This is a genomic window from Wolbachia endosymbiont of Diaphorina citri (genome assembly GCF_013096535.2).
Taxonomy (GTDB): Bacteria; Pseudomonadota; Alphaproteobacteria; order Rickettsiales; family Anaplasmataceae; genus Wolbachia.
In genome coordinates this window covers 893,098-918,502 of the sequence record NZ_CP051265.2, presented here as the reverse complement: position 1 = coordinate 918,502, position 25,405 = coordinate 893,098, and the positions used below count along the sequence as shown (strand labels likewise).

Here is a 25,405-nt window from a genome sequence, read left to right as displayed (position 1 = left end):
AATAGACCTATACAGATATGTAGCTTGAAGGTGGTTTGCTATAAGTTTGAAACATTAGTAATACGGCCTATTCTTTTTTAACCTGAGTGCAATTGCGTCTTCCCAAACTTCACCATTATGCAATAACTTTTCTTTATTGTACATTAGCTCCTCTCTTGTTTCAGTAGCAAATTCAAAGTTAGGACCCTCCACAATTGCATCAACTGGACATGCCTCTTGGCAAAGTCCGCAGTATATGCATTTTGTCATATCAATATCATAGCGTGTGGTGCGGCGACTACCGTCTTCTCTTTCCTCTGCTTCAATAACTATTGCTTGAGCAGGGCAGATAACTTCGCATAACTTACAAGCTATGCATCGTTCTTCACCGTTTGGATACCTACGCAATGCATGCTCACCACGAAACCTTGGACTTAAAGGGCCCTTCTCCATAGGATACCTCAAAGTAACCTTTGGCTTAAACATATATTTTAATGTAATAACAAACCCTTTAATTAACTCTACAAAAGACCAGTACCAAGCTAATTTCTTGAGCATAAAATATTTAAAACTTGTGTCAGTCATTATAAATCATATTATCAGTTTTCAAAATAAATATTTTCACCTGGGTGACTTTTTAGGTATTTTGGTTTCTTAAATTGCTAAGTAGTTTATATAAATAATGACAAACACAAATGAAACTATTTTCGCTTTGTCGACCGTATTTGGTAAGTCAGGAGTTGCAATAATCAGAATTTCAGGCAACTACGCGCTTAAAGCTTTAAATCATTTTCATATTAAGAAAAAAATTAAACCAAGATTTGCTACTTTAGTTGATCTATATGATGATTCCAGTCAATTGATAGATAATGGAATAATCATCTATTTCCCTGCTCCAAACAGTTTCACTGGCGAGGATGTTATAGAGTTACAAGTGCATGGAAGCAAGGCCGTCATAAAAATCCTCTTGGAGGAATTATCAAAAATTTTCGTTATGGCCAGGCCTGGAGAATTCTCACTTAGAGCTTTTCTAAATGGTAAATTTGACTTAACGCAAATAGAAGGGATTGCAGACTTAATTGATGCTGAGACGAAAATGCAAGCTAAACAAGCGATTAAGCAGATATCAGGAGAATTGGAGAGACTATACAGCAATTGGAGGCAAAGATTAATAACGATACAATCCAAAATCGAAGCATATATAGACTTTCCAGAGGACATTTGGGCAGAAAAAAGTGAATTGGAAAAAATTAATAATGAAGTGCAATCTCTCGTGCAGTTGATACAAGAGCATTTAAATGATAATAGACGGGGCGAAAGGTTGCGTGAGGGTTTACATATTGTAATAACTGGTGAACCAAATGTCGGTAAATCAACTCTGTTTAATTTCTTAGCCAAGCGTGATATTGCTATTGTTTCTGAATATGCAGGCACAACAAGAGATATACTTGAAGCTCATATTGACATTGGCGGATACCCAATCATTCTCTCTGATACTGCTGGAATTCGTGAGAGTTCAGATCCAATAGAATCAGAAGGTATAAGTCGAGCGAAAAAAAGGTCTTTTGAAGCTGATTTAAGAATAGAACTATTTCCTTTTGAACAGCGTCATAATATCAATTGCAACGTTGTAAATAGCGATACTATTTATGTATTGAGCAAAGCTGATGATGTTATCAATAATCACAATATAAAAATTAATGGCATAGATCTTTTACCCATTTCTATTCTAAAGGAAATAGGTACAAACAAATTGATCTCTCTCATAAAAGAGAAGGCAAAGGAAAATTTTGGGCATGATAGAGACACTCCTGTGATTACTCGGCAAAGACATAGGAATCACATGCAGAAAGCACTGGAACATTTACAGCGTTTTAATATCAATAATCCAATTGAGTTGATGTCTGAAGACTTGAGGCTTGCTGCATTTGAATTTGGTGCAGTGATTGGAATTATTAATGTTGAGGAAATATTGGACAGTATATTTAGCAACTTTTGCGTGGGCAAGTAAAGCTTTTATAGATTGCTTAAAATCAAATATTGTGATAGAAAAGAAATGGACGGATGGCCGAGCGGTTTAAGGCACCAGTCTTGAAAACTGACGTACGTGATGAGCGTACCATGGGTTCGAATCCCATTCCGTCCGCACAGCATCTCACTATGATAGCTGATTTTTAGAGTTTATTTGGACTATGTGGTTCATAACGCTGGAAATCTTATCTAATCCAGCCACATCTTTTAAAAATACATCCCTTTGTAAATTGACCTTGTTAGCAAAGAAAGCTAACATCTATAAATAGATCACCATCTGAATATGGAAACCGATATCGTAATAATAGGTGCAGGGCCTGTTGCAATATTCACTGCTTTTCAAGCGGGAATGCTTGATATGAGATGTCATATAATAGATGTTTTGGATCAAGCAGGAGGACAATGCACAGCTCTTTACCCAGAAAAGCCAATATATGATATACCTGGTTATCCTGTAATTACTGCCCAAAAATTAATTGAGCGACTAATGGAGCAAGCTTCACCATTTGAGCCTGTTTACCATTTAAGTCAAAAAGTGGAAAAGATTTCAAATAACGAAGGTGAAAACTTTACTATCATAACTAACATAGGTACAGAGGTAAAATGCAAAGCCGTTATCATTGCTGCAGGTAATGGAATGTTTGAACCTAACCGTCCACCCTTAAGTGGTATATTAGAATATGAAAATAAATCTGTATTTTATAGTGTAAATAAAATTTCTGATTTTCAGGACAAAACTATAGTCATTGCAGGGGGGGGTGATTCTGCGGCTGATTGGACTGTAGAACTTTCTAAGGTTGCGAAGAAAATTTATGTGATACATAGGAGAAAGGAATTTCGCTGCACTCCTGAAACTAGAAATAAATTAGAATCACTTGAAAATGATGGAAAGATAGAACTGGTAGTGCCATATCAATTACACGAACTAGCAGGAGGTAATGGGCAGTTGAGAGCAGTGATAGTAAAAAACATTGTCTCTAAGGAAGAAAAAGAAATATCCGCTAATTTTTTGCTGCCATTTTTTGGACTGTCAATGAATCTTGGTCCAATAAACAATTGGGGTATACAGTTAGAACATAGCCGCATAGTTGTTAATTCAGCTACGCTTAGAACTAGTAGAGATAGAATATATGCAATCGGAGATATAGCTACTTATCCAGGCAAACTAAAATTGATACTAAATGGTTTTGCTGAGAGCGCCATGGCTTGTTATGACATATACAAAGTAATTCACAATTCTCCAGTTAATTTTCAATATTCAACTTCAAAGGGAATTCATGGAAATTAAAGAGTAACATGAACCTACATGGAGTTATCTCAAGCATAAGGGAATACAAACGAAAAAGATTACTTTACAAATTTCCCCAACTCCCTTATCATATCAATAAGAGTATTTATCCTTGTTTTTAATCTCTGCAGATTTAACAACAAAATTCAGTAAAAAACTCAGGTATATATTGGCAGATTACATAAAATTATAGCGGCTGCATGTCTTTTTTATTTTTTCTACATTCAGCCAAAATGCGCTTTAAATAAGCGTTAGCACATTATTACAATGCCAATTTACATTATTATAGGGTCAAAACTCGTTATACGGGGATTCTTTTGCCTTTTTTCTTCATTTGGTGAATTTCTTAATACTTGTAACTAAAGCTTCAGGCCAGCACTTGATGCTGGAATCCAGAAATCTTTTGAGCACAAAAGTTATGCTAGGTTTTGTTGGTAAGAAACCAGTGTCAGCTACTCGGATGACACCAAAGGGGCCCTTGGATAGAGGCTACTTGAATAACACCATCATAAGGTGAACCAGTGTCAAGCACTGGAATGACAAGGAAAGGGCTACTTGGATGACAAGAAAAAGGACGCTGATATGACACCAAAGAGGCTGACACCACCATAAAGTAAATTCCACTAACACTATAGGAGACTAACATGAACTTTTTAAAATTTATCGAACTATGCTTTCAAACGGTGATGCCGGGATGTGAGTATAACAATTATCAGTATATAAAAATTATAGCAGACAGGCTTGAAGCAGCAAGCACTGGTGAAGTGAAGCGAATAATATTCAATATGCCTCCGCGCTCGATGAAGTCTATGTGCGTGAGTGTTGCATGGCCCGCATGGATACTTGGTAATCAGCCAACCGCAAGAATAATAGTTGCAAGCTATTCTCAGCGGCTTAGCGAAAAGCATTCGCTTGACACCAGGTGCGTGATGCAGTCTAGTTGGTATAGAGTGCTATTTCCAGAGGTAGAACTATGCAAAGACCAGAACACTAAATATAAATTTCAAACAGTGCAGAGAGGATGTAGGATTGCAACATCTGTTGGTGGAACACTGACTGGTGAAGGTGGAGATTTTATCGTCGTGGATGATCCACTGAGTTCCTCTCAAGCTTTGAGCGAGACGTTTAGAAAACGTGCCACAAACTGGTTCGATCAGACTCTAATAACCAGGCTCAATGATAGGAAAAAAGGAGTTATCGTTGTTGTAATGCACAGACTACATCAAGAGGATTTGACTGCGCATCTTCTCTCCAAACCAAGAAATATATGGCATCATATTTGTTTGCCAATGATCTCTGAAAATAAGGAAATTATCTATTCAATCAAAAGATCAATTCTCCCTTCTCCTGTTCCTATTATTCAAGTAACTACAAATGAGTGCAAAAGCTCAACAGGCGCTACATCTTCAAGGATTTTATACTTAAAAAAGGAAGGTCAGCTGCTATATCCCCTAGATGGAGGAGAAATTGAAATGATAAAGGCTGAACTTGGGAGTTACGCTTTTGCTGCTCAATATCAACAAAATCCTCTGCCACTTTCAAGTGGTATAATTAAGCAAGAATGGTTGAAACGCTATAGAAATTTTCCTGACAATCTCTTACATATAACTCAGAGCTGGGATACTGCAGTTTCAAAAAACGATTCTAGCGGCTTTAGTGTCTGCACCACCTGGACAAAGGTGAATAATAAGTTTTATTTACTCGATGTATACCGTGCGAAGCTTGAGTATCCAAAACTTAAAGAACAAGTTCTATCACTAGCTGCAAGGTGGAAGCCACACGCAATTTTAATCGAAGCAAAAACAAGCGGTCAACAATTGATTCAAGAGCTAAAGACAATACCTGTTATTGAGATAGTGCCGCATAACAGTAAAATCGCTCGATTCCACCAGATTGTTCCGATAATAGAATCCGGCAAGGTTTTTCTGCCGCATCAAGCAATATGGCTCAGCGATTTTGAGTATGAAATTTTAATGTTCCCAGAAACCCGCCACGACGATCAAGTAGACAGCACTGTGTAATACCTTCAGTGGATGAGAGATAGTAGCTTCAGGGTTGCAGCTATACGAACATTGTGATTCAAGAGGCAATAATTTGCTACCCACAATTTCGATTATAAGCTCATTTAAAATAAATATTGCTTTTCTAGTATAATATGTGATAGTTAGATATTTTACTCTAGTTTAAAGGTAAAGTTATGGCAAAAGGATATGAAACACTGAAAAAAGTATTGAATGTAATTAACGATAAGCAAGATTTTAATAAAGATAACATAATTGAGAAAATACAAGAAGAACTAGAGAGGCAGGATCAAGATTTACATAAAGAGTGGATTGATGAGAAATTCGATATAAATCATGAATTTACCTCAGATCATCCTAAATATTTAAAGTTTACGTTATCAAGGATAGCTGCTGAGGCAGGCTATGCAAATGTGTTGGATGCTCTAATATCATCAGGATCAAACATTAGCGATAAGAGTAGAAAAGGTTGGACTCCTGTATTAAATTTAGCAGCTAAACATGGCCATATAGGAACAGTAGAAGCTCTATTAAAGATTGTAAGTCAAAAATATGATATAAAAAAAACAAGAGGGAAAGATAACCCTACTCACTATAGGAATAGGGCTATCACGGGCGTGTGCGACCGACTAAAGATTGGTATTACAACCGCTTCGATCAAGGTACACTAGCCCTATCCCTCGATACGTTTGAATAGTTGCATGGAACATATGTATGCGTCCGTTTACAATCTTAAATTAATTAAACTATCGAGGTTATTATGATTATATCTTATCAAAATTTTATTGGCATCGATATCGGAAAATTTAAAAATGTTGCTGCAGTGCACAACCAAAAGAACACTATCAAGTTTGATAATGATACTGCTGGTTGGCAACAATTGTTTCAAAATTTTTCAAATATTCTACCTAATTCTTTTGTAACTTTGGAAAATACAGGAAAATATGAGCTTGGTTTAGCACATTTTCTTGTTGATAAAAATGTTGCTGTACATCGAGCTAATACTCGTAAAGTAAAAAGCTTTATCCTATCTCATGGAACTTTAGCAAAGTCTGATCAATCAGATGCAAGAGCCCTTGCTCAATATGGATTTGAACGTTATAGTACCCTATCTCCATTTGTGCCTATGTCAAAAGAACAAACAGCCTTAGTTGCATTCTGTCAACGTCGTGATGACATTACGCAAATGAGAGCTCAAGAGAAATGTAGACTGAAAGCACCTGAAAATGACTATATAAAAGAAAGTTGCCAAAAAACCATCGACTTTTTTAACAGTCAGATAAATGAGCTCAATAATGCTATACAAAAAATTATTGATGAAAGTATAGAGTTACAAAAACGCCAAAAAATCCTTAAAACAGTACCAGGAATAGGTAAAAAGTTATCTCAAGATTTTGTATGCTTGATGCCAGAACTTGGCTACTTAAACAAAAAAGAAGTTGCTAGTCTTGCTGGAGTTGCCCCTCATCCAAAAGAAAGTGGAAAATCTATTGGTTACCGAAGTATAACAGGTGGTAGAAGCAATGTTCGTGCAAAGCTTTTTACAGCTGCGATGACTGCTGCAAGGTCTAAATCTTCACTTGGTGTTTTTTACTCTGATCTCATTGGTAGAGGTAAAAAGAAGATGGTAGCTATAACAGCTCTAATGCGAAAAATTATAGTGATTGCTAATGCAAGGCTTAAAGAAGCAGTCAATATGAATTAAAAAATCTGCATAGAAAATAGGTTAACGAATATGTGTGTAAGTACGTCACCACACACTTTAAGTACTTATGCACATATTCGTTAACCACAAGATCTAAGCAGTGGTAGTTGTTTGGTATAAATTTCTTTCCGTAATAAACTAGGATTTTTATTGCCAAAAATACATTTTTTAATTGAATAAGAATGCAAAATTATAAACAAGAGTTGTAATGAGACTAAATTCAAAAAACATAGTTGATCGAAGGAATTAAAATTGATGAAAGGAATGAACATGGGTTTACCCCATTACACAATGCTGTTCATAAAGATCACAAAGAGATAGTAGAGGTTTTACTCCAAGCAGGAGCAAATGTTGATGCGCAACATTTGTATGGAACTCCTTTACATTATGCTGTTTCTTATTGTCACAAAGAGACAGTAGATGTTTTACTCGAAAAAGGAGCAAATGTTAATGCAGTAAATACACATGGAATGACCCCTTTAGATTATGCCAAGGGTCAAAACGTAGAAGTTCTATTAAAGGCAGGAGGACGTTCTTTTGTGAAAGCATTTAATAAAGGGATTGCTACCGCTGTAAAAACTGCATTATTAGGCACTGCTATAGCAGCGGTACTTTTTGCAACTGAAACAATTGCAATACCTATAGCTATAGCAGTGGTTGCAGTTATAGCAGTAGCACTAGCAGTTGGTGGTGCTACATATATGATGTTAAAGCCCAGTACTAAAGTTGATGGAGTAGCAGTCTTAATGGATGGGCGTCAAGAAGCTGCTAGCGCTGCTAGGTTTGCCTAGCGCGTATTCGACCTACCAGTGTCAAACACTGACCATAGGGAATGACATTACAGGGGCACTGGAATAACGTAGGAGAGAGCGCTGACAACTTTCGTTTAGGCAAGATTATATCTTGAAAAAATTAAGCCTTAGTGCTACTAAATGTAGTAACTTCTATGCTGGAATCTGACTATGAATGTGGAAAAAATACGCAATGCTAAAATAAAATTACCAATATTTCTCGATTATCAATCTACTACTAAAGTAGATCCTCGTGTTTTGGAGGTGATGATACCTTATTTTGGTGAGTTTAGTAATGCACACTCTCGTAGCCATTCATTTGGTTGGACAGCTGAGGAAGCAGTAGAAAAAGCAAGGAAGCACATTGCTGATTTAGTGAATGCAGACAGCAAAGAAATCGTCTTTACCTCGGGTGCAACCGAATCAAATAACATGGCTATCAAAGGTGTTGCTCATTTTTATAAGAATAAGGGAAATCATATAATAACTGTCTGCACGGAGCATAAGTGCGTTTTAGATTCTTGTCGACATCTGGAAAATGAAGGCTTTAAAGTTACATATTTGTCCGTTAAGCAAAACGGAATTATAGATTTGTTGAAACTTGAGAAGGCAATCACTGATAAAACAATTCTGATTTCAGTGATGATGGCAAATAATGAAATCGGAGTAATGCAACCTGTCAAAGAAATTGGTGCAATGTGTAGAAAGCATAATATATTTTTTCATACAGACGCTGCCCAAAGCTTTGGAAAAGTTCCAATAGACGTAAATGAAATGAACATTGATCTTATGAGCCTTTCTAGCCATAAAATTTATGGACCTATGGGAATAGGCGCATTATATGTCCGTAGAAAAAATCCTCGTGTTAGGTTGACGCCACTAATTAGTGGTGGTGGACAGGAGAGAGGCATGCGCTCTGGAACAGTTCCTACTCCCCTTGCAGTTGGTTTTGGTGAAGCAGCACGTATCGCTAAAAAAGAAATGGAAATAGAAGCAAGCAAATTAGAAGAGTTGAGAGATGTTTTGTACAACAAAATAAAAGAGGCATTTCCTGATGTTGTTTTAAATGGTGACTACGAAAATAGGATTCCAGGTAACCTTAACTTAAGTTTTCCTTATGTTGAGGGTGAGTCTCTTATCATGGCAATCAAGGATTTAGCAGTAAGCTCTGGTTCTGCATGCACATCTGCATCCCTTGAGCCTTCTTATGTTATAAGATCACTAAACAATGGCCACGATCTTGAGCATTCATCAATTAGATTTGGCCTTGGCCGATTTACAACTAAAGATGAAGTTCTATACGCAGCAGATCTTGTTACTAAAAATGTTGGACGGCTAAGAGAGATGAGCCCACTTTTGGAAATGGTACAAGAAGGAATAGATTTAAGCACCGTAAAATGGGATTCTCATTGAAGAACGTTAACCATTAGCAGAGTGATGGTTGTCTAAGCTCTTTCTATGGGTGAAATCGGAAACTTAGCTTTAAGTTCTTTGTAGATGCCACGGAACTAAGTAGCAATCCTATACATATTAAGCTCGCAGCAGTTGTGCTTCCGCCATAGGATAGAAATGGAAGTGGGTCACCTATTATAGGTAATAGGCCTATTGTCATTCCAATGTTTATAAAGAAATGAGCACCAAAAAAGGCGAAAACCCCGATAGATATTAACTTAGAAAAGTAATTTTTTGACCTGTAAGCAATGGAGAATATTATAGCAAGCAATGTGGTATAGAGTAAAATCAAAGCCATGCTGCCTAAGAACCCCCATTCCTCACTAAGTACCGCAAAAGCAAAATCTGTGCGTTTCTCTGGCAAAAATCCAAGTTGAGTTTGACTCCCATTAACAAATCCCTTACCAAACAAACCTCCTGAACCAATAGCTATTTGAGATTGCTGTGCATTATAACCTATTCCAAGTGGATCTACTGATGAATCCAAAAATGATAATATCCTTTGCTTGTGATAAGGGCGCAAAAAAGGCCAAATAGCTGGTATTGCGAAAATACCAAGCGTTCCAAAAATTATTAAATGAGGTCTCTCCATTATTGCTGTGAATATAATTGATGCTCCTATAAACAATATTATTACAGCTGTTCCTAAATTAGGTTGCTTCAATACAAGGAATACAGGTAAGAAAATAATTATAAGTGGCTTAAATAAACTTTGAAATTTCATCATTTTATACACACTTTGTTTATTAAAATAACGAGCAAGTGCAAGTATTAAGCCCACTTTTACAAATTCTGATGGTTGTAAACTAATTGACCCAATTCTTATCCATCTCGTTGCACCCATTATATGCGAGCCAAAAAAATTTACTGCTAACAGCGCAATTACTGCTGCTATGTAAAAAAAATAAGCGTGCTTCAAATAAAAATCTATCTCTATAAATGACATAGCTATAGCAAGCAAAAGGAAGAAAGAGAATATGACCAATTGGTGAATTGCAAATGGAGCCCACTTTCCTCCAGCAGAAGAATATTGCACAACAATGCCAACGCAAAACAGAGCTATTACGTTAATGACTAATAATAAGTGAATTTTCTTCAGCTTATCCACAGCGAAAACTTTACAGACTTTGAGATACAATAAAACATAAGAAAATCAAAAAGCAAATTTATTAATTACCAACCGAATTGGACTGCTATATATCCCAGTTATTACCGTTAAAATTGCCATAAATAATAGACAAAAGAGCATAAGCAATGGTACCTCATTAAGTGTCATTCCAGCGTTTGATGCTGTACTGTTTTCAAAATACATTTTCTCAACCATTTTCCAAATGTATACTAATGCAAAAAAAGAGCTAACAGCAAAAACCATCAGAGAGACCCATGCATGAGATTCAAGAATTGCTTGCATCATATACCACTTACTTACAAAGCCATTTGTCAAGGGTACACCGATTAATGCTAAACTAAGTAGAGTAAATGCGAGTGTTGTATAGGGCATTGACTTTTTTAGTCCTGATAAATTTTCTATTTTTGTCATACCAACCTTATAAGAAATACACCCTGCAACCATGAATAAAGACGTTTTTATCATGCTATGATTTACTATGTGGAGAACTGCTGAAAACAAACCTGATTTTGAATTTAAACCCAGCATTAAAATTATATAGCCAATCTGACTGATACTGGAGTGAGCAAACAGTCTTTTTATATCTTTTTCGATTATTGCAGATATTGATCCAAATACAATAGCGCAAAGTGCGAGGATAATTATCACATTATGCAGTGGTAAGAAAAAATTTTGCTGAAAAACAGTATAAAAGATTCTGATAAAAACATATATCATCACTTTTGTCACTGTGCCTGAAAAGAATACGCTAATGAAGCTAGGTGCTTCACTATATGCGTTAACCAGCCATCTACTGAGTGGAAACAGTGCCATTTTGATTGAGAGACCAACAAAAATGAATAATGTACCAAGTCTTATGATGTTATTATCGTATAATGGTACTATTCTTTCAGCCATGTCAGACATGTTGAGCGTTCCGGTCATAGAGTATAAAAGGCCGATGCCAAACAAGTAAAATGTTGCTCCTACAGTACCACTAATGAGGTATTCAAATGCTGCCATCAGGGCTTTTTTGTCCCTTCCCATTGAAACTAATACATAAGAAGAAAGAGATGAAATTTCCAGAAAAACATAAAGATTGAATATGTCGTTTGTTACTAGAATCCCGAGTAGTCCGCTTAAGCACAGTAGAAATAGAGAGTAAAAACCAGTGATCTTGTTTTTGCTAATTTCTTTTTCGTTAATATAAAAGCTATAAAGCACGCTAATCAGCGCTATAAAATTCACCAAAGTTAGAATCAAGGAGTTCAATATGTCGATTCTCAATTCTATTCCGTATGGAGGAGTCCAATCTCCAAGATAATAAGTTATAATTTCACCATTGTATGTTTTCACTAGCAACGTTAATGAAATAAAGAAAGTAGCTGCCGTTGTAAAAAAAGAGATAAACCAGGACACCCTATGTTTCCTGGTAAGAAAGCAGAACATCGATGCAATTATTGGTATAATAACTTGTAGAATTGGTAATTGCATTAAACTGTTGTTAATACATCGTTAAAGTATTAGTATATATAATACTTTTTGTTTTAATACCTTTATGTTATCTAAAATTTATAATGCAGTAACAAACTTATTAAGGAGAAAAGGTAAATTTATAGGTAGGGATGAAAACGGAAATTCTTACTATGAGTCAAGTAAAGGGAAAAGATGGGTAATACATGGTAATGTTTCTGAGCCCACAACAATTCCTCCAGAATGGCATATATGGCTGCATTATACTAATAATGAAGTACCAGTTAATAATAACAAAAGAAAAACTCCTAACTTAACAGGTAAGAAAGGTGCATACTACCCAAATCAAAAGGTGAAAAACTACTATGAAAGCTGGAATCCTAATTATTAAAGATGCGAAGGTCAAATATATTTGAAATAATTGCTGGATCATTTGTATTAATTTTCACTATTTTTCTTGTCTTCTTCGCTATTAATAAGCTATCTTACATAAAGAGAAACTATAAGGATTGCTATAAAATACATGGCCTTTTTACTGATGCTAACGGTGTAGGGGTTGGTGATAGTGTCAAGATCTCTGGTGTAGAAATCGGAAGCATAACTGGTGTATCGCTTGACAAAGCTACCTACATAGCACGAATCGATATGTGCATAAGCAGACAAATAAAGTTGCCAATTGATAGCTCAGCTCTAATCGCTAGCAGTGGAGTTGTTGGTAGTAAGTTTGTTAATATATCACCTGGTGCAGATCCTAAATTAATTTCACACGGTGGTAAAATAGCGCATACTCAAGCTGAAGCAAATATGGGTGGAATAGTGGATAAAATTATTGGCATGTTTACAAAGTGAGAATAAGAACACATAAGCCAACTTGACCTATGTACAATTAAGGGATTTTTCTATCAATAGCTTGAAGTTGTTCAGCGTTTGAATTATCAAGATTTCTGCTAGGTTCTACATTCCTAATAATCTCAACAAATACTTGTACTTTCAGTATAAGAGTGTTTTTTCTTACATCACTTAGATCTATCAAGTCAATTAGAGATATTTGTGATTTTTTCTAAAATCCTCTTTATGAACGTCAAAAAAATTTCTGATATCAGTAAACGTCATATCTTTGAAGTTATATTGTAATGTTCTGACAAAGGGTCAAGTAGCAGCTTATTATTATATAGAGATATTTCTTTTCTCACTCCATCAGCTTTATTGATTAGAATGTCAGCATATTTTGAATACCGTTCTTTTAAAACCTCTTTTAATTCCTTATTTAAATCTCTACCAATAAATTGGTTTCTTATATATTCGCTTTCTTCCCACATTTTAACTAGCACATTAATGTTACTTTCTTTCAGAAAGGTATATAGCACACTATTCTCTTTCTTGAGCTTTGACACTTCTTTACTAAATTTTGAAAACCACCTTGGTAAATTCTACAAGAAATTGTTATTTCTTCCTCTCCAGAACCTCACTAACTCATCCGTAAATTGAATATTTTGCTGATTGATAAACAATCCAGCAGCTTTTAGTTTTGTAATGTGAACTATCATCAATTTCATATCTGTACTAAGATGACTACTTCTTAAATCATAACTACTTAAAGGAGTATCTCCTTCTGCATTAACTAAATTAATATCTGCCCCTGCTTTAAGTAAAAGTTTTATTACTTCTTTATCGTCTTCACCGCCGCCCATACCACCAACGCAATGAAGTGGAGTATTTCTCTCATCATCTGCTAAGTTAACAGCAGCTCCCTTTTTAAGCAGCGCCTCTAACAAATAACTATGTCCTCCTTCTGCTGCAATATGTAAAGGAGTCTGCATCTGATGGTTCGCTGCATTAATATTTGCCCTTTTTTTTTAAGCAACAACTCCACTGTATTTTTATGACGGAATTTAGCAGTCTCTTCTATATTGACCCACACACCATTATCTTTTATATAACCGCTATGCGCAGTTAAATGCAAAGAAGTATTTCTAAAATTATCTACTGAGTTGACATCTGTTCCTATTTTTATCAAATACTCTGCTAGATCTACATAGCCACGCTGAGCAGCATGATGTAAAGGGGTCCTCCCATGCTTATCTACTGAATATACACTCGCTCCAGCGTTTATTAATCTTTCAGCTTCTTCTATATTATTACTAAGAACAGCACTGAAAAGCTGCTCATTCAACTTCACTTGTTGTATTCCATTCATAATTTACCTCACAACCTATTTTAACATATATGAAAATAATGTTTAAAGAATTTTTTCCTGCAGTAATGAATTATTATGAAGCTTGCATTTTCTGTCGCTTACTACTGGGATAGCTTAACAGTTGCAGTGCATGTCTATCAATAGACCTGCTGCGAAAAGTGATTGAAAAAATGATGTGAAAGAGATAGAAGAAGAATAAGGAGATTGAGTAAGGTAAAAAATGAGCTTTAGTTACTATAAAATGAAGAAGCACCCAAGAAACTTTCGTAGTATAACAGGTTTAACTATAGAGGAGTTTGAAAAGGTGGTGGAAAAAGTGAGGTCTGAGTGGAAAAAACTTGAAAAACAGAAAAAGTGCCATGGTAGAAGATCACAACTACCAACTCTGGAAGATAAGTTATTTTGCGTAATTTTGTACTATCGCACTTACATAACACATAGATTTTTAGGGTGCCTGTTCAATATGCACAACGCAAATGTATGTAGGTTACTGAAGAAAATAGAGCCATTACTTGCCAAGAAAGTTACTATAACAAAAGATAGAAGTATGACATCAGAAAAAATACTAAAGATTCTGGCTGATGTTACAGAACAGCAAATACAGAGGCCAGAAGATAGTAAAAAACGGAAGAAATCATATTCAGGAAAAAAAAGAACCAACACTATGAAAACTGAGATTGTTATCGAAGAAGATGGAAGAATTTTATCAGTGTCAAAGTCATATCGTGGTAGAATTAGTGATTTTCGCATAAGGAAACAAGAAAAATATTTACCAATTAACAGCATAAAACATGCCGATTCTGGATATCAAGGTTGGCAAAAATTGCAAAGCAATGTTATAATTCCATATAAAAAGTATCGTAAAAAGCCATTAACTTCAGAGCAAAAAGAGCATAATAGACGATTAGCATCATTTAGAATGAGAGTAGAAAATAAGATCCGTGAGGTAAAGATATTTAAGATTATGTCCCATGTTTACCGCAATTTTCAGAAAAAATACAACCTGAGGTTCAATATTATTGCTGGTATTGTGAATCTTAAGCACGCCTTTTAGTTAATCTTGATTTTAGCTACTCTCCTTCCTTTTTTTATCCCTTGATTCGCAGCAGGTCTAATGATAAAATGAAAATCAGTTTATTTTGATACTATGATTAGGGTACTCTTTGTTACACTATTATTTTTTTGTGGTGGTTATGCACTTGCAAAACAGGAACCAAGACCAATAGCTGGTGATAACCACATAAAGGTAATGAATTATAATCCACAGGCTATACATAAGTACACGGGCTTTTATGGTTATCAATCCAGCATATTGTTTGAGCCAGGGGAGGTAATAGAGAGTCTTTCAATGGGTGATGCAACCGGTTGGCAACTCCTTCCTCAAGGTAATAGATTATTTATTAAGCCTATAGATGATATTGCCGATACTAATGCAACTATAATTACCAATAAAAGAGTTTATTATTTCGAATTTCATGCTGAAGAAGCAAACGGGCTAGATGATCCAAGGTTAGCATATGAAGTAAGGTTTCTTTATCCACTGTTCAACAGTGATGAAATTTATTCAACGAGTAACGGTGATATTCTAGAGCAAGCTATTCATACCACTATCCCTGATATAAGTGATATTGAGGTTATAAAGAAAGGCTTGAATTTTAACTATTCCATCTCGCACGTTAAAGGCAGTCAATCAATAATACCAATTAAGGTTTTTGATGACGGAAAATTTACATATCTACAATTTAATAAAATAAACTCTGATTTCCCGGCAGTTTTTATGGTTGATTCTGCAGGATATGAATCCTTGATAAATTTTCGTACAGTTGATGACTACCTGATAATTGAAAGAGTAAGCTCGGTATTTACCTTAAGAAACGGATCAAGCACAGTCTGCCTGTTTAATGAAAACATACCTTTCAAAAAAGGTAAGTGATTAAAGGCTATAGTATTCTTATAACCCCAGTTGCGGATTAATCAATACAGTAAAATGTAGAAATAGAGGGCTTTTTAGGCTTCATAGAATATGAAACTAATGTGGAAAAGATGTGCACCAAGAAATTTATTGGAGACCTGTGTCTTGAATGCTCAAGATCAAGTCTGTTTTTGAGGTAACCAAAAACTGTTTCAATAATCGACCTTTTTCTTAAAAAAATCTTTTCTTCAAGAAGCATTAATGTATTTTTCATACCTTTTTTTACTTTGGTAACGAGTTTTATTCCTCTATCGAAGAGTTTTGCAAAGAGCTCTTTCTTTATATAGCCCTTATCACCAAACAAAAGACCAGTCAGTTTTTCAGTTAATTTTGGTACTGGTTTTCTGTCGTCAACGTTACCTTTAGTCATTGTAACTCCTTGAATTTCACCTTTTTCATTAATTACCATATGCAATTTAAAACCCAAAAACCAGCCATATGTAGTCTTTCCAAGCTTTGCCAATCCTTTGAAAACTTTGTTTCTTGAGATTCTTTTTGGATGGCAAACAGCGATAGAAGTTGCATCTATGTACGAAATTCCGGTCATTTTTGACTGCTCACAAAGCCACTTTAACAAGAGCACTAAATACCTTTTAGCCTAATAAATCTACTATATGTTGGCAAATTTTGAAACTCAGATCCATGTAGTGCTTTCAAATAATATGTATAGAAAGATTTAAAGTCCTCACATCTAGATTGTTGATAAAGTAAAATTATAGTAAGAATTTCAGAATGCGTAATCCCTGGCGTTCTGGTAGGTTTTTTACTGTTTGGCAGGAGTTTTTCTGCGAAATTTTTGTTTATAGCCTTGCAAAAATCGTCTACAAAGCAAAATAATTCTGTTACATTTTTATTCATGGGTAACCTCTCTATTTTTTGATAATATGTTTCCGGAGTTTACCCTATTTTCCCGGCTTTTTCACTGACTTCTAATCCCCAACTGGGGTTTTAAAAGGCTGTAATGCAAGTAGCCCCTTCGTGTCATGTGAGTAGTTTCTTTGGTGTTATGCGAGTAGCTCCTTCAGTGTCATCCCAGTGCAAGCACTGGGATCCAGGAGTATAAAAATGATAAATAAAGTTTATGCAAAAAAACTGCTTGTGCTGATAATTGATCCTTAATATGCTAATTACATAATATTTTAATTTAGAGGTTGATATGCATGGTAATAATGATCCAAATAAAAAAGCACCTGATTCAGGGAGAGTAAAGATTGATCTGAGTAAAATAAATCCAAAGAAAATAGATGATTTTAGAGACATGATTAAGCGTGAACAAGAACGAATGAAGCAAAATCAATCCAGTAGTAGTAAGAGTGGTCAGGGCAGTAGTAAGTAATTATGTTAATTTGATTGCGGGGGTGGCGTTATGCCTAATAAAAGTGAAATAAATTGAGAATTAGTAAAAGCATTTAATAGTATTCTTCGTTTTAGTGATGATGTTTTTACTAATTGTACTGTAGACGGTACTTTTTCTTACAAAGAAGATCATATTATTATCTTGTTTGATAAAAATATGACTATTGATCAGCACAGAGAGTACTTGAAGAGTATGAAAGAAAAAGTAATAGAAAGATTTTGTCCGGATCAAAGTATTCTTGATGATATTTTTTATACAAAATTTTTTCCTTTTAGCTTTGATCAAGGGAAATGGGCTGAAGATAATAAATTTTTGATGCCAATTAGGAAAGAGGTGGTTTCTAATCTAAAGTTTTTACTAGCTAATGAAATTGCGCGATTTGCAAGCTCTAGTATTATAGAGCAAAAAACAGAAGACAAAAAATTGGAACTAGGTTGTGAGGATCTACCAGATGATATAGAGCAGGAGATAGGAGAGTATGTAGATTATAATATAATCGATGAAGTTTTTGATAAGGGATCTTATCTATATGGTGCGGAGTGTGTTGATAGAAATTTGCAACGTTCTTTTGTAGATTTGCTCTCATCAAGGATAACAGGTTATGAAAATGGTCCTAAAAAAACTAAGGATTTTTTAGAAGAGAAAGGAAATTATGTATATCTAAAGAAAAGCATTTTTGATAATCCTAAGCTTATTAAAGACATAGTAAAGCATAAAGTATTTCTGACATGCCGTTGTTTTGATATTCCAAGTGCCGAGGATAAAGTGAATGAGATTCTGAAGTTTTCAGTGGTTAATTTGTTTTGTAAAGCAAACATACCAGTTGATCGTATATTGCGTGACTCTTACTTGAACAGTGACGAAGATTCAATTTTAATTCCTATTGTAAGTTATAATAATGAGGAGGGATATTTCAACAAGAGAAGAAGTGAATCACGTTAATAATATGTTTGGTATGGATATATTAAATAATATTGAGGGTCATACTTCGCAGGAGTCTCTATTGAATAGTGATAGTAAAGGATTGTACGGAATAGATTTTGCTAACCCAGACATTGCTTACTGTGTGATGGATAAGATCATAGAGAGCTCTGTAATCAATGAGGATCATAAGCTATCTATTGATCCTGCGCGTGTGCGAGCTATGAAACCACAAACTCTTGACCCTTCTGAAGAAGAAGTAGGGATGGATGAACCAAGTGTAGATAGTGGTTTTGGTGGTTCACCTAAGAATTTAACTATAGGTAAATCACGTGCTGGAAACTTAAGCAAATTCCTTAGTCCCAACTACTGTGGTGAAGATAAAGGTGGGGATGGTGCCTCGGCTAAAGATAGTGGCTTTGTCCCTTCTTCAGCACGATCTTCTTTTAATAAGCCCAAAACAAAGCTTGAACAGTCTTCCGCAGAACCGCGTACAAAATCATCTTGCTGTATTTTATAGCTAAAGGAAATTAGACTATTTGAGGACGAATTGTGAATGAAAGTTTATTTGCCAATGTAGAGCTGCCTTGGCCTACAAATCTTGGTTTCTTTATCGTTTACCATTTCATACCACTGGGCAACCCAACCAGTGGTTCTTGCAAGTGCAAAAATGGGTGTAAACATACTTGAAGGGATACCGATAGCATTCATTATTATACCTGAGTAAAAATCAACATTTGGATACAACTTACGTGTAATAAAATACTCATCCTTTAAAGCTATTTCTTCAAGTTTTTTTGCAATTTCAAGTAATTCATTGTTTTGTTCTAATTTGCTTAAAATCTCATGACAAGCATCCTTTAATATAAGCGCGCGCGGATCATAGTTTTTATAAACACGATGTCCAAATCCCATTAGCTTAAATGGATCTTTATCATCTTTAGCTTTCTCAATAAATCTATCTACATCTCCACTTTGCTCTATCTCTTTTAGCATATTTATAACTGCCTCATTAGCTCCACCGTGTGCTGGACCCCAAAGTGTAGCAACTCCTGCAGACAGGCTTGCAAATATATTAGAACCAGCTGACCCTACCAATCTGACAGCTGCCGTAGAAGCATTCTGTTCATGATCAGCATGGAGAGTAAATATTTTATCCAGAGTTTTTACAAAAAGGGTATTATTAACAGCACTGCCAAATATCATATTTAAGAAATTCTCACTATAACTTAATTTATTATTAGCATTTATGAATTCCTGATTGTTGATATGTCTATAAATCATTGCAACAATTGCAGGAACTTGTGCTATTGCAGAAATTCCAAAATCTAAATCTTCACCATTGACATTGTTGCCATGTGTTTCATGGTAAGATGCTGACAAATTTGCAAAACATGCAATCAAAATCGACATAGGGTGAGCAGTTTTTGGAAATGCTTTGATTACATTTGTAACTTGCTCTGATACTTTGGACAATTCTTGTATTTTGAGAATAAATTTTTTGTGTTGTTCTGAATTGGGTAATTCACCATAGAGCAATAAATAAATCACAGCAGTAAAATTATTATTCTTTGCCAAATCAGCTATATTATGTCCCCTATATTTAAGAACTCCTGCATCTCCATCAATAAATGTAATCGAAGAAGAACATGAAGCTGTGGAAACAAATCCTGGATCGTAAGTGAATAATCCTGTCTTCTTATATAAATCCTGAACATTTAACACACCAGGACCTTCTTTTACACTTGATACGGTCAGATCAATTTTTAACCCATTACTTAGTTCCAATAATGCTTTTTCATCCATCACTTGAGCTATTTAAATTTTATACAAGGTATACAAATTGAAGAGTATACATTAATCCGGTTAACCTTACATTAACCATATTATGCTGTCATCAATGCTTTTACTCTTGCATTTAAGCGACTTATTTTACGCGCAGCAGTATTCCTATGAATAACACCTTTATTTACACATCTATGTAAATTGGATTCAGCGTTTTGAAATGCCAGAACAACATTTTCTTTGTCGCCAGACTTGATTATATCAACCAATTTTCTAATAGCAGTGCGAGTTTTACTTTTCCGCATCTTATTTATTAAAGTGCGCTTTGCTATTACCTTTATCATTTTTTTAGCACTCTTATGATTTGCCATATATTAATACCCAAAATACTATACTTTTCTTTTAATTATAAAGTTTTTTTGTTAATTTGCAATATCAGTTTTTTCTATGGTTAATCTACTGCTTCTCTCTTCAATAGTTTTTTCTAAATTTTGCAAAAATTCATCTTTGTTTAACCCAGGATGTATTGGAGGCAATATCTCTATTATTGCCTTCCCGGAATTTTTTCTCAGAGAAAGTATGCTTTTTGGCCAAAACAAACCTGTGTTTAAAGCAACCGGTAACACAGGAACAGATAATATGCTATATAAAGCAGCAATACCTGGTTGATATTTTATATTTTGGTTTATAGTCGTTCTTGTGCCTTCAGGAAATATTATTATGCTTCTATTTTCTTTTATACGCATTTTTGCTAATTTAACGATATGACGCATAGAACTAATACCATCTGAGCGGTTAATAAAAATCATTTTTAATGCCATAAGATGCAAACCAATGAATGGAATCCATTTCAATTCACGTTTTAAAATAAAAACTGCTTTTCTAAAGAGTAGTATAAAAATAAATGTTTCAAATGGAGATTGGTGTTTAGATGCAATTATAAAAGGTTGCTTAGGAATGTTTTCCATTCCCCTCACTTCATATTTAATGCCACATAATAAACGCAACATGAATAATACAACTCTCACCGAGCAAACAAGGAAAATGGTTATTACACACTCAGGAAAGAAAATTACAGGGAGAGTAATTAAAGTATAGAATACTTCCCATAATATAAGGAGTAAATTAAACAATAAACTTGCAATCACAAACACACGTAAACTTATTTGAATTTAACTTTACTACAAAACTAAAAGCAATAAGTTTAATTATTGATCATCTGAGTAATAGGATGAGAATCAGCTAATTTGTCCTTTAACTTTTCGTTAGCAATATGAGTATATATTTGTGTTGTAGAAAGATTAGTATGGCCAAGAATTTTTTGTATCAGCACAATATTTGCTCCGCTATTCAGTAGATGGGTAGCAAGAGAATGCCTAATCACATGTGGAGAGATTTTATTTTCATCAATATTGCATTTTCTTGCTAATTCCTTTATTAATTGACCAACTCTTTGCCTTGTAATTGGTTTATTAGGTTTATCACCTGGGAATAGCCAATCAGATTTTTTGTTGTTAGGGAGCAGATTGTCACGAAGTGATAAATAATCTTTAAGGCTTTGCAATGCTTGCTCATTAAAAAAGATTTGCCTTTCTCTGCCACTTTTTCCCTTTATTATTATGTAGCCTTCCTTACCATTACTGTTTACTAAATGTGATACTTCACATAACTTCATATTGGTTAGTTCAGAAACACGCATCCCGGAAGAGTAAAGAATATCTAAAATTGCACATAGCCTTTTACTGCTTATCTCTTTATTCGATCCGCTTGCTGATTTTTTTACTGTTTCCATGAGCAAAAATATTTCTTGAACACTTAAATACTTAGGCAAAGGACGGGAAACCTTTGGATTTCTTAATTCATTATCATTAGCCGGTGCTGGATTAAAATCTATTATTCCATCATTAAATAGGCACTTATAGAAATTTTTGATAGCAGATATTTTTCTTGATATAGAGCTAGTTTTATATTTCTTTTGTGTACGTAAAAAGTTTACATAATCTTTAATATTAGCTTTACTTGCACCAACTAAGGTAGTGCCTACTTCTAATAAAAATTTTTCAAGTTGATGTAAATCTGAGCGATAACTTTCCCAAGTATTTTGTGTAGAAGATTTTTCGGAAACCAAAGTATCTATGTAATACGTTATGTAAAGATCCTCTTTTTTATTTTGTGGTTGTTTATTTTTCATTATCATCTCCTATATTTATTTCTTTGACTATAATTTGATTAAAAGTATTTTTTGTATTTTTTATAAGAAAATATGAGATAAATAAAACATTTACCAATAAAGTAAGTACTACAAACCTTTGTTTTAACCTTTTTTTCAAATTTGATCTTATTTTTACCATATTTTAATTATAACATCAAATCTATAAAAAACATCCTGTAAAGTAAGTTTTACTATCATATAAAATATCCCTTAGCTATGTCTGTTCATTCTTATTACATCATAGTATTTATTATAATTTTAACATAAAGAAATAGTGATTTCAACTTCATTATTGTATGGGTATTAATAAATTTTTAATATATATAACAAATGTCTTGCAGCAAAAGGAATCACTTGGGACTTTTTTTTAATAAAGTGTTAATAAAAGGAATGGTTACATTTGATCCTATAGATTCACTATCTATTTTTTCTATAATTTTATTAATGCTGTGGAAAGAACGTTCTATCCTTGCTAGAATATAATTAATTACCTTTAGATCAATTTTTAATTGTTTATCTGAAAATTGTTTTATTAGCATAATTCTTAATAATTCCTCGCTTGCAGGTAAAATTTTTACGCTGATAGTTGACAATATTCGAGAGCTTAAATCTTTGAGTTTGAAGTTAAGCTTTTTTGGTGAAATTGAAGAAGTGATTAGCAATCTCTTATCATTTTCTTTCATATAATTGTAACAATGTAACAACATTGCCTCATCTTTTATGTTTTGTACATCTTCTAAAATAAACGCATTGCTATACCTAATCTCGCTTACAAAATTATTCACATTGATAAAAATTGCATTGTTTATTGATTGCCAAATATGAGCAAGGTGAGTTTTTCCAGAGCTGTTAGGTCCAAAAAGAATCAGGCATTTCCAAGATAAATCATTAACTATTGAGTTATATACGTGCTTATTTTCGTCTAAGGTGATATAGTTTTGCCAGCAATAATCAACTTGATTATTGTTAAATAAATTTAATTGCACGTAAAGCCTCTAACATCTCTACTTTTTGATAATAATTTTTGCATAAGAATTTACTTGCATTTCTCAAATGTATCAGAGATCCTTTTTCTTTTTATCGTGAACTAATTAGCCATTTTTATAAAGCTCACTTTCAAAATATTTATTGACTGCATATTCTACTAATACACTGAACATTGCTATTATTGGAATAAAAAATAATATACCTATAAACCCAAAATATGAGGTACATATGACAACTCCCAAAATAATGATAGTTGGATGTATATGAACTTTTTTTCCTATTAATAAAGGAACTAATATGCTTGAGTCTATTAATTGTCCAACACTAAATAATAGCAAGACAGCAGCACTTTCAAACCATCCACTAAATTGAGTAATGGCGCTCAAAAATCCGATAATAGTGTATAATAATGGCCCTATGTAAGGTATAAATGTTAATGTTCCTGATAAAATTCCAATAGATACAGAATGCTTCAGCCCGATTATGCTAAGGCCTACGGAATAAAAGATCATCATGAATATACATACGTTTAACTGTCCCTTTAGGTAATTAGATATAATGAAATCTACTTTGAAAAAATAATCTGCAGCTTTTTCTCTGTAACTAATGGGAATTAGTTTACTAGCTTTTTCTACAATTAAAGGCCAATCACGTAATACATAGAAAAACACCACAAGCGTAATAGATATTAATGATGTAATGTAAATCAGACTAAAGCTTGAACTTAACACTTGAATTATAAGATTGCTGCCCATGCTAAGAGCATTGATAAAATAAGATATATAATCACTGTAATTTTCTACTAGATTTTTAGACAAGTGATCAAATAAACTATCTTCAGTTTTTATATTAAGAAATTCTAATACAGAAGGAATCACTTTAAGCTTTAATGAAGGTATCTTATTCACTAAGAAATTTAATATTAAAGTAATTTGAAAATATATAATAGGTAAAACAAATGTAATAACTAATATAAAAGCTATCAATAAGGCAAGTGTTATAAAAACTACAGAACATGAACGCGGTATTCTATATTTTTCAAACTTGGTTACTAGCGGGTTAAACAAATGTGCAACAAAAAGGGATATTAGACACGGAACAATCATAGGACGCATCAAAAATAATGCCCCTATTATAAAAAGTATTACACAACAAATAGTTATATGACGTTTTTGCATATGTTTAACATAGCCGATTTACCAAAAAATATACAGTTTTTTGTAAATACTATCTATTCATTGTTTTATTAAGTATTAGATCAGCTAAATTTTCATCCAATTCCCAACCAGATAAAACCCCGTTGTGCGGGTCATATTCAAAGCTTTTCAAATTAACGATTTTGGTCAAATTTCTATTTAACGATTGATTATCTTCTAGTCCTTTTGCTAATTGTGCAGGATATGGTATTAAGGTATCTCTTTCATGATTAATGACCACTATTGATATATTATCATTTTGTAGCCTTTGTATATTGCTTACTATATCAAAATCTAAATTTAGGACCTTAAGCATTTTTTTTAACAAACAAGAGGGTAGTATGCTTAGAATTTTTGTCTGAGGAATTCGAAAATGCTTTATTGCATTGTGAAAAGAGCTGAAAGTACTGGTAAAAATAATACCTCCAAGTTTAATATCTCTGTCTATAAAATATTTCAGCACTTCTGATGCAATTGCTCCTCCAAAGGAATGGCCGAGAAGATAATGTTTTCAGGCTTCACACCATTGTCAATTAATTTACTGATTTCTTTTATTGAAAGCTGAGACAAGCTTTGATTCTTATTTATAAACGGAATCATGAGTGGTGGTACAGATAAAAAGGTCAAGTTAAAGCTGCTAAGATGGCTAAACTTGCTGTCCTAGATGTCATTGGATTAGTAAGTAACATTAAAGTTGGTAATAGTATTGATGTTCCTAAAAACAAGAAACTAGCTATTGCGTAAGTTATATAGTTTTGAAATGCAATTGGGTATTTATGTGCATGAGTGTAGAAATTAGACCTATGGAGATATGTAGATCTATCTTGTATATACCTGGATGCATTTTTATAATTATCACTATTCCATGAAAAAATATAAGATGTATCTTATTTTCTTTATTATACTTAGCAACGTGCATTATTTCCCTCT

At 33.8% G+C, this 25,405-nt stretch carries 27 protein-coding genes, 1 tRNA gene and 2 pseudogenes; 15 read left to right on the top strand and 15 right to left on the bottom strand.

Features of this window, described 5'->3' with window-relative positions; genetic code table 11:
- Positions 1 to 54: 54 nt before the first annotated feature.
- The gene (nuoI, locus tag HGO49_RS04200) at positions 55 to 537 is read right to left on the bottom strand and encodes an NADH-quinone oxidoreductase subunit NuoI (RefSeq protein WP_026092624.1); all 483 of its coding nucleotides are present in this window, start codon (positions 535 to 537) and stop codon (positions 55 to 57) included.
- A gap of 124 nt (positions 538 to 661) precedes the next feature.
- Here nuoI and mnmE point away from each other — a divergent pair, with 124 nt between their 5' ends.
- The 8 genes from mnmE (at position 662) to HGO49_RS04160 (ending at position 9,228) form a co-directional block, all read left to right on the top strand.
- Positions 662 to 1,990 (top strand): tRNA uridine-5-carboxymethylaminomethyl(34) synthesis GTPase MnmE, encoded by a 1,329-nt coding sequence (gene mnmE / locus HGO49_RS04195; RefSeq protein ID WP_017531973.1) that lies wholly within the window; start codon positions 662 to 664, stop codon positions 1,988 to 1,990.
- A gap of 47 nt (positions 1,991 to 2,037) precedes the next feature.
- A tRNA-Ser gene (locus HGO49_RS04190) sits at positions 2,038 to 2,125 on the top strand.
- A gap of 168 nt (positions 2,126 to 2,293) precedes the next feature.
- Positions 2,294 to 3,298 carry an NAD(P)/FAD-dependent oxidoreductase gene (locus HGO49_RS04185; RefSeq protein WP_017531972.1) on the top strand — a complete coding sequence of 335 codons (1,005 nt, stop codon included), beginning with the start codon at positions 2,294 to 2,296 and terminating at the stop codon, positions 3,296 to 3,298.
- 644 nt (positions 3,299 to 3,942) lie between these two features.
- Positions 3,943 to 5,319: a phage terminase large subunit gene (gene terL, locus HGO49_RS04180; RefSeq protein ID WP_017531971.1), complete on the top strand. Its 1,377-nt coding sequence runs from the start codon at positions 3,943 to 3,945 to the stop codon at positions 5,317 to 5,319.
- A 176-nt stretch (positions 5,320 to 5,495) separates the two neighbouring features.
- Positions 5,496 to 5,990, top strand: a complete 495-nt coding sequence (locus tag HGO49_RS04175) for an ankyrin repeat domain-containing protein (protein ID WP_172758383.1) — start codon at positions 5,496 to 5,498, stop codon at positions 5,988 to 5,990.
- Between the two features lie 89 nt (positions 5,991 to 6,079).
- Positions 6,080 to 7,024 carry an IS110 family RNA-guided transposase gene (locus HGO49_RS04170; RefSeq protein ID WP_017531969.1) on the top strand — a complete coding sequence of 315 codons (945 nt, stop codon included), beginning with the start codon at positions 6,080 to 6,082 and terminating at the stop codon, positions 7,022 to 7,024.
- A 233-nt stretch (positions 7,025 to 7,257) separates the two neighbouring features.
- Positions 7,258 to 7,815 (top strand): ankyrin repeat domain-containing protein, encoded by a 558-nt coding sequence (locus HGO49_RS04165; RefSeq protein WP_017531968.1) that lies wholly within the window; start codon positions 7,258 to 7,260, stop codon positions 7,813 to 7,815.
- A 171-nt stretch (positions 7,816 to 7,986) separates the two neighbouring features.
- Positions 7,987 to 9,228: an IscS subfamily cysteine desulfurase gene (locus HGO49_RS04160; RefSeq protein WP_017531967.1), complete on the top strand. Its 1,242-nt coding sequence runs from the start codon at positions 7,987 to 7,989 to the stop codon at positions 9,226 to 9,228.
- Positions 9,229 to 9,271: 43 nt separating this feature from the next.
- Here HGO49_RS04160 and rodA read toward each other — a convergent pair whose 3' ends face one another.
- Together rodA and HGO49_RS04150 are read right to left on the bottom strand one after the other, a co-directional pair.
- Positions 9,272 to 10,375 (bottom strand): rod shape-determining protein RodA, encoded by a 1,104-nt coding sequence (gene rodA / locus HGO49_RS04155; RefSeq protein WP_017531966.1) that lies wholly within the window; start codon positions 10,373 to 10,375, stop codon positions 9,272 to 9,274.
- A gap of 45 nt (positions 10,376 to 10,420) precedes the next feature.
- Complete coding sequence (locus HGO49_RS04150) at positions 10,421 to 11,869, bottom strand: proton-conducting transporter transmembrane domain-containing protein (RefSeq protein WP_026092623.1); 1,449 nt, start codon at positions 11,867 to 11,869, stop codon at positions 10,421 to 10,423.
- Between the two features lie 64 nt (positions 11,870 to 11,933).
- On the opposite strand from HGO49_RS04150, the gene HGO49_RS04145 reads away from it, so the two are divergent.
- Positions 11,934 to 12,239, top strand: a complete 306-nt coding sequence (locus tag HGO49_RS04145; protein ID WP_017531964.1) for an NADH-ubiquinone oxidoreductase subunit NDUFA12 family protein — start codon at positions 11,934 to 11,936, stop codon at positions 12,237 to 12,239.
- 2 nt (positions 12,240 to 12,241) lie between these two features.
- A complete protein-coding gene (mlaD, locus tag HGO49_RS04140) occupies positions 12,242 to 12,697 on the top strand; it encodes an outer membrane lipid asymmetry maintenance protein MlaD (protein ID WP_017531963.1) in 456 nt (151 codons plus the stop codon).
- Positions 12,698 to 12,734: 37 nt separating this feature from the next.
- Here the strand turns inward: mlaD and HGO49_RS04135 are convergent, their stop codons facing one another.
- From HGO49_RS04135 to HGO49_RS04120, 4 genes are all read right to left on the bottom strand, one after another.
- Positions 12,735 to 12,881, bottom strand: a complete 147-nt coding sequence (locus tag HGO49_RS04135) for a hypothetical protein (RefSeq protein ID WP_017531962.1) — start codon at positions 12,879 to 12,881, stop codon at positions 12,735 to 12,737.
- A gap of 76 nt (positions 12,882 to 12,957) precedes the next feature.
- Positions 12,958 to 13,242: a hypothetical protein gene (locus HGO49_RS04130; RefSeq protein WP_017531961.1), complete on the bottom strand. Its 285-nt coding sequence runs from the start codon at positions 13,240 to 13,242 to the stop codon at positions 12,958 to 12,960.
- A 36-nt stretch (positions 13,243 to 13,278) separates the two neighbouring features.
- Entirely contained in the window at positions 13,279 to 13,668 is a 390-nt protein-coding gene (locus HGO49_RS04125; protein WP_083852047.1) for an ankyrin repeat domain-containing protein, read from the bottom strand.
- Positions 13,617 to 14,045, bottom strand: a complete 429-nt coding sequence (locus HGO49_RS04120) for an ankyrin repeat domain-containing protein (RefSeq protein WP_017531959.1) — start codon at positions 14,043 to 14,045, stop codon at positions 13,617 to 13,619. Before HGO49_RS04120 ends, HGO49_RS04125 begins: the two co-directional genes overlap by 52 nt.
- 241 nt (positions 14,046 to 14,286) lie before the next feature.
- On the opposite strand from HGO49_RS04120, the gene HGO49_RS04115 reads away from it, so the two are divergent.
- Positions 14,287 to 15,099 carry a transposase family protein gene (locus tag HGO49_RS04115; RefSeq protein WP_409350570.1) on the top strand — a complete coding sequence of 271 codons (813 nt, stop codon included), beginning with the start codon at positions 14,287 to 14,289 and terminating at the stop codon, positions 15,097 to 15,099.
- Between the two features lie 93 nt (positions 15,100 to 15,192).
- Entirely contained in the window at positions 15,193 to 15,978 is a 786-nt protein-coding gene (virB9, locus tag HGO49_RS04110) for a P-type conjugative transfer protein VirB9 (RefSeq protein ID WP_017531859.1), read from the top strand.
- Positions 15,979 to 16,015: 37 nt separating this feature from the next.
- Here virB9 and HGO49_RS04105 read toward each other — a convergent pair.
- A pseudogene (locus HGO49_RS04105) lies at positions 16,016 to 16,875 on the bottom strand (IS982 family transposase).
- A 298-nt stretch (positions 16,876 to 17,173) separates the two neighbouring features.
- Between HGO49_RS04105 and HGO49_RS04100 the strand changes: the two are divergent.
- The 3 genes from HGO49_RS04100 (at position 17,174) to HGO49_RS07325 (ending at position 18,815) form a co-directional block, all read left to right on the top strand.
- Positions 17,174 to 17,353 carry a hypothetical protein gene (locus HGO49_RS04100; protein ID WP_172758385.1) on the top strand — a complete coding sequence of 60 codons (180 nt, stop codon included), beginning with the start codon at positions 17,174 to 17,176 and terminating at the stop codon, positions 17,351 to 17,353.
- Positions 17,354 to 17,530: 177 nt separating this feature from the next.
- A complete protein-coding gene (locus HGO49_RS07330; RefSeq protein WP_237398619.1) occupies positions 17,531 to 18,316 on the top strand; it encodes a hypothetical protein in 786 nt (261 codons plus the stop codon).
- On the top strand, positions 18,273 to 18,815 hold the full coding sequence (locus HGO49_RS07325; protein WP_237398538.1) for a hypothetical protein: 543 nt from the start codon (positions 18,273 to 18,275) through the stop codon (positions 18,813 to 18,815). Before HGO49_RS07330 ends, HGO49_RS07325 begins: the two co-directional genes overlap by 44 nt.
- A gap of 44 nt (positions 18,816 to 18,859) precedes the next feature.
- On the opposite strand, the gene HGO49_RS04090 is transcribed toward HGO49_RS07325, so the two are convergent.
- The 7 genes and pseudogenes from HGO49_RS04090 to HGO49_RS07570 all read right to left on the bottom strand — a co-directional run bounded on the left by HGO49_RS04090 (position 18,860) and on the right by HGO49_RS07570 (position 25,394).
- Positions 18,860 to 20,101 carry a citrate synthase gene (locus HGO49_RS04090; RefSeq protein WP_017531892.1) on the bottom strand — a complete coding sequence of 414 codons (1,242 nt, stop codon included), beginning with the start codon at positions 20,099 to 20,101 and terminating at the stop codon, positions 18,860 to 18,862.
- An 80-nt stretch (positions 20,102 to 20,181) separates the two neighbouring features.
- Positions 20,182 to 20,451: a 30S ribosomal protein S20 gene (rpsT, locus tag HGO49_RS04085; protein WP_017531893.1), complete on the bottom strand. Its 270-nt coding sequence runs from the start codon at positions 20,449 to 20,451 to the stop codon at positions 20,182 to 20,184.
- A 51-nt stretch (positions 20,452 to 20,502) separates the two neighbouring features.
- Positions 20,503 to 21,228, bottom strand: coding sequence for a lysophospholipid acyltransferase family protein (locus HGO49_RS04080; RefSeq protein WP_026092616.1), 726 nt, complete (start codon positions 21,226 to 21,228; stop codon positions 20,503 to 20,505).
- Between the two features lie 56 nt (positions 21,229 to 21,284).
- On the bottom strand, positions 21,285 to 22,271 hold the full coding sequence (locus HGO49_RS04075; protein ID WP_017531895.1) for a tyrosine-type recombinase/integrase: 987 nt from the start codon (positions 22,269 to 22,271) through the stop codon (positions 21,285 to 21,287).
- 371 nt (positions 22,272 to 22,642) lie between these two features.
- Positions 22,643 to 23,278: an HdaA/DnaA family protein gene (locus HGO49_RS04070; RefSeq protein WP_017531897.1), complete on the bottom strand. Its 636-nt coding sequence runs from the start codon at positions 23,276 to 23,278 to the stop codon at positions 22,643 to 22,645.
- Between the two features lie 105 nt (positions 23,279 to 23,383).
- Positions 23,384 to 24,457 carry an AI-2E family transporter gene (locus HGO49_RS04065; RefSeq protein ID WP_026092617.1) on the bottom strand — a complete coding sequence of 358 codons (1,074 nt, stop codon included), beginning with the start codon at positions 24,455 to 24,457 and terminating at the stop codon, positions 23,384 to 23,386.
- Between the two features lie 49 nt (positions 24,458 to 24,506).
- A pseudogene (locus HGO49_RS07570) lies at positions 24,507 to 25,394 on the bottom strand (alpha/beta hydrolase family protein).
- Between the last annotated feature and the right edge of the window lie 11 nt (positions 25,395 to 25,405).